A 3,460-nucleotide genomic window follows, 5' to 3' on the forward strand; every position below is an offset into this window, starting at 1 on the left:
ATATTATTGTAAGCAAATAAATAGGAACTACTTGTTAACCTTCATAGTTTTAGCCAAAGATGAGCACAAATTCAAGCCGATATACTTAGATAACTTTTTTCGATTTTACAAAATTTAGTTATCAACCTTTCGTGGTTTTTTCAACTTATTGAAAGTACTGTGAACCGCCCTGAGACGGGTAAATAACCAGTATTCTAAGAAAGTACGACGAGTTCTATATCTGTGAAATCAGATGCATCTGGCAGGACAGTAAATACTGTGATAGCGCTCGTAAAGTTGGGGAGCAAATGAAAGCGGATGTCTTACAGGTTGCGTATTGCACGATCGATCAGTTAATGAAAAAATCATTGGCTGTAATGGGTTTGGCGTGGTAAGAATAAGATAAAAACTCATAACCATAATGACAAAGCGTGCTGGTGAATTGATTAATCATAACTTTAGGGCTCATCAATCTACCCAGCTAGGGGTTACACGTTTTACCTTTATCAAAACAACTAGGTTTATACCGCATTTATTATTGTTGTGTTTGCACGCGTTATTGTGGGTTGAAAGGAATCTAATCATATGTACACCGATATGGTGATAATAGCGCTAAATCAAGCGATAGCCGATAGGAGCAATCTCAAAGATATAATTCATTGCATCGATATAGGGGTTCAGAGCTTAGACATCTGCTACAATTCTAGCATGGTTGACTCTGGCGCGATTACCTGGGTCAGTATAAAAGGGAGTAATGCACTGGCTAAAATGGTCAACGGGCTTTATGAATCTGTAGTAATTAAATATCTAAAAAACAAAGCTATGGGGTAAGCAATATTGAATTAGCCACGTTTTAATGGATGCTTAATTGAATAAAGTGCGACTGAATGAGCTATTTCTAGAAGTTTTTGATATCATCAAACCATTCATGAAAAGAGACATATGTTTATCCAGTTTTTCAATATCATTTTGGTTAGGCATTGCTTATTCTCTATTCGGTAGTAGCACACTCTATAGGAACGTTTCTTTATCCTCTAGCATAGATATATAAACCCAAACTTATTGAACAGTGACTTTGTCACAATGTGTTGTATTTGTTGGTATAAATACAATAGCGACTATAAGCTCTACAATATCCTGGAAAACCTAATCGCAAGGATGGTTACTAATATAAAAATTAGACCGATTATCCATAATGATTGTAAAAAAAATTTTCTGTCATTCATATTCAGTTGTCCAATATTATTATCAGGATATAACTCACTATAATAGTGCATATAAAATCGGTTTAGCTACTGCTGAAGGTAATTACTCCAATAAATAAGAACACTCATAAATAGAGAGTAACTGCTAAAATACCTCAGCTATCATTCTTGCTTTAATACTCGATAAACTGTAGCCACCCCAGCACCAACCGCCTTAGCAATTTCCTCTTTTGTCATATTGTTTTGACTGGCCAATTCTCTAATACGATTGTGTTTCGTTGTATTAGGCTTCTTACCTGTGGGCTTATAACCACTATTCGCTAACCCCTGCTTAATACGCTCTCTACGCTTGTCGTTATCAAGCTTTGCCATCGTTGCTAACAAGTCGATCAGCATATGGTTAATCACTGCTAGGATCTCACCTGTCATGCCCTTACTTACCGTATGCGTCGTTGGTAGATCAGCTACCACCAATCGTAAGCCCTTGTCTTTTATACGCTGCTTTAGAATCGCAAAATCATCTTGAGATAGCCGGCTTAATCTATCCACGCTTTCAACCAGCAGAATATCGCCTTCTTCAGCATCATTGAGTAACAGAGTGAGTGCTGGTCTATCAAGCTTAGTACCACTGAAATGCTCTACGTACTCAACATGGTTATCATCATAGCTTTGGCTAAAGCTAATCAAGTCAGACAAGGCTCTCTTAGCGTCTTGATCCTTAGTACTGGCTCTCACATAAATACGAACAGTCATAACGCCCCTCTATTAATTAGACTTAACAATTAATGTTCATTGATAATAGCAAGATATTACTATCATTTAATAAAAGAAAAAAGTCTAATGATAGAAATATTATCGTTTAGAGGTTTTATGTTTTGAGTATAGGTCAACGATAGAAAATATGGTCGCTACTAACTATAAGAATAGGCTGTTAAGAGCCGCTCACTATAATTGCAGACTGTCTAGATTAGTTGTATAATATAGACTGTAATCTATATATTGGTTTTTATATGTGGACTGTCATCACAACAGAGCTGTTCAACCAGTGGTTTGATCAGCAAGACGAATCAACGCAAGAAAAAGTATTGGCAGCTTTGATGGTTTTAGAACAGCAAGGTCCAAGCTTGGGTCGCCCTTTAGTAGATACGGTGTATGATTCAAAGTTTACCAACATGAAAGAGTTGCGTATTCAGCACAGAGGCAAGCCACTCAGAGCCTTTTTTGCCTTTGACCCAAAGCGGCAAGCAATTGTGCTTTGTATCGGTGATAAGGGTAATAAAAAGCGTTTTTATAAAGAAATGCTAGCCACTGCAGACCAGCAGTATGAGTGTCACCTCAGAACTTTAGGAGATCCATAACATGACTAAGACATTACAAGAGATGTTAGCTGAGCGCTCTTTGGATAGCCAAGCGCGTATTAAACAACTGGCAGAGCAATTGCTTTTAGAAAACCAGTTGTCTCGTATTCGTGAAGAGTTAGAGATCTCTCAAAAAGAGCTGGCTCAAACCATGGGTATTAAACAGCCTTCATTGTCTGCTATAGAAAATCGCGGCAATGATCTTAAAATATCGACCATGAAAAAATATGTTGAGGCCATGGGTGGTAAACTTCGTATCGACGTTGAGCTGCCAACAGGGAAGCACATAGGCTTTAATGTGTAATAATAAATTCAAGTGATTCAAGCGCTAATAAGCCACCTTCTTATGGGTGGCTTTTTTATTACTAAGAATAGGCTAATGTTATTAGGAAAGCACAGTAGCCCGTCCCTTAATTCAAAGGCCTGTTATATATGGTTCCATATTAACAGTCTGTTATAAGTGGTCTGTTAATAGGTTTTGGGGGCTTTTTAGGTGGTTCCGCTAGGGTATACCCTAAAAAACTTCCGCCAGTTGTCTGATTAAAATCTCCCAAGTTTAAGTGTACGGGATTGACAGCAGGGATCAAATTGTTTTAGGAGTGTCACTGTGTGTCTAAGGCTTCCTAGGTAGATTTGGGCAACTTGAGGTTTGGTAAATTCTAACGTACGGATTAAAACCACCTAGCTAGCCGGATATCCCTTGCCTTACTATTTACAGGTTCGGGTTCACAATAATTTTCACTGCTGATTCATTGTTGTGAATTAAAGTCTCAAAGCCTTTAGCAATCAAGTCATCCAATTTGATACGTTGAGTAATAAAGGGCTCAAGGTTCACTAAGCCATCTTCGACCAATTTGATGGTTTCTTGATGATTGTTTACATAACCAATAGTCCCACGTACATCGAGCTCCTTCATGA

General features: G+C 37.8%; 4 protein-coding genes and 1 pseudogene. 3 read left to right on the forward strand and 2 right to left on the reverse strand.

All coding sequences use genetic code 11. The features are described 5' to 3' along the window. The first annotated feature begins 564 nt into the window (after nucleotides 1–564). Nucleotides 565–810 carry a hypothetical protein gene (locus tag JMY09_RS14185; RefSeq protein WP_201624585.1) on the forward strand — a complete coding sequence of 82 codons (246 nt, stop codon included), beginning with the start codon at nucleotides 565–567 and terminating at the stop codon, nucleotides 808–810. A gap of 536 nt (nucleotides 811–1,346) precedes the next feature. Here JMY09_RS14185 and JMY09_RS14190 read toward each other — a convergent pair. Continuing rightward, nucleotides 1,347–1,937: a recombinase family protein gene (locus JMY09_RS14190; RefSeq protein ID WP_201624586.1), complete on the reverse strand. Its 591-nt coding sequence runs from the start codon at nucleotides 1,935–1,937 to the stop codon at nucleotides 1,347–1,349. Between the two features lie 257 nt (nucleotides 1,938–2,194). Here JMY09_RS14190 and JMY09_RS14195 point away from each other — a divergent pair, with 257 nt between their 5' ends. Beyond that, nucleotides 2,195–2,542: a type II toxin-antitoxin system RelE/ParE family toxin gene (locus JMY09_RS14195; protein WP_201624588.1), complete on the forward strand. Its 348-nt coding sequence runs from the start codon at nucleotides 2,195–2,197 to the stop codon at nucleotides 2,540–2,542. Nucleotide 2,543: 1 nt separating this feature from the next. Beyond that, nucleotides 2,544–2,846 carry a helix-turn-helix domain-containing protein gene (locus JMY09_RS14200; RefSeq protein ID WP_011512377.1) on the forward strand — a complete coding sequence of 101 codons (303 nt, stop codon included), beginning with the start codon at nucleotides 2,544–2,546 and terminating at the stop codon, nucleotides 2,844–2,846. A gap of 408 nt (nucleotides 2,847–3,254) precedes the next feature. Here JMY09_RS14200 and JMY09_RS14205 read toward each other — a convergent pair. After that, nucleotides 3,255–3,460, reverse strand: a pseudogene (locus JMY09_RS14205) (2,3-butanediol dehydrogenase); the annotation flags it as partial.

It is taken from the genome of Psychrobacter urativorans (genome assembly GCF_904846695.1).
Lineage (GTDB): Bacteria > Pseudomonadota > Gammaproteobacteria > Pseudomonadales > Moraxellaceae > Psychrobacter > Psychrobacter urativorans.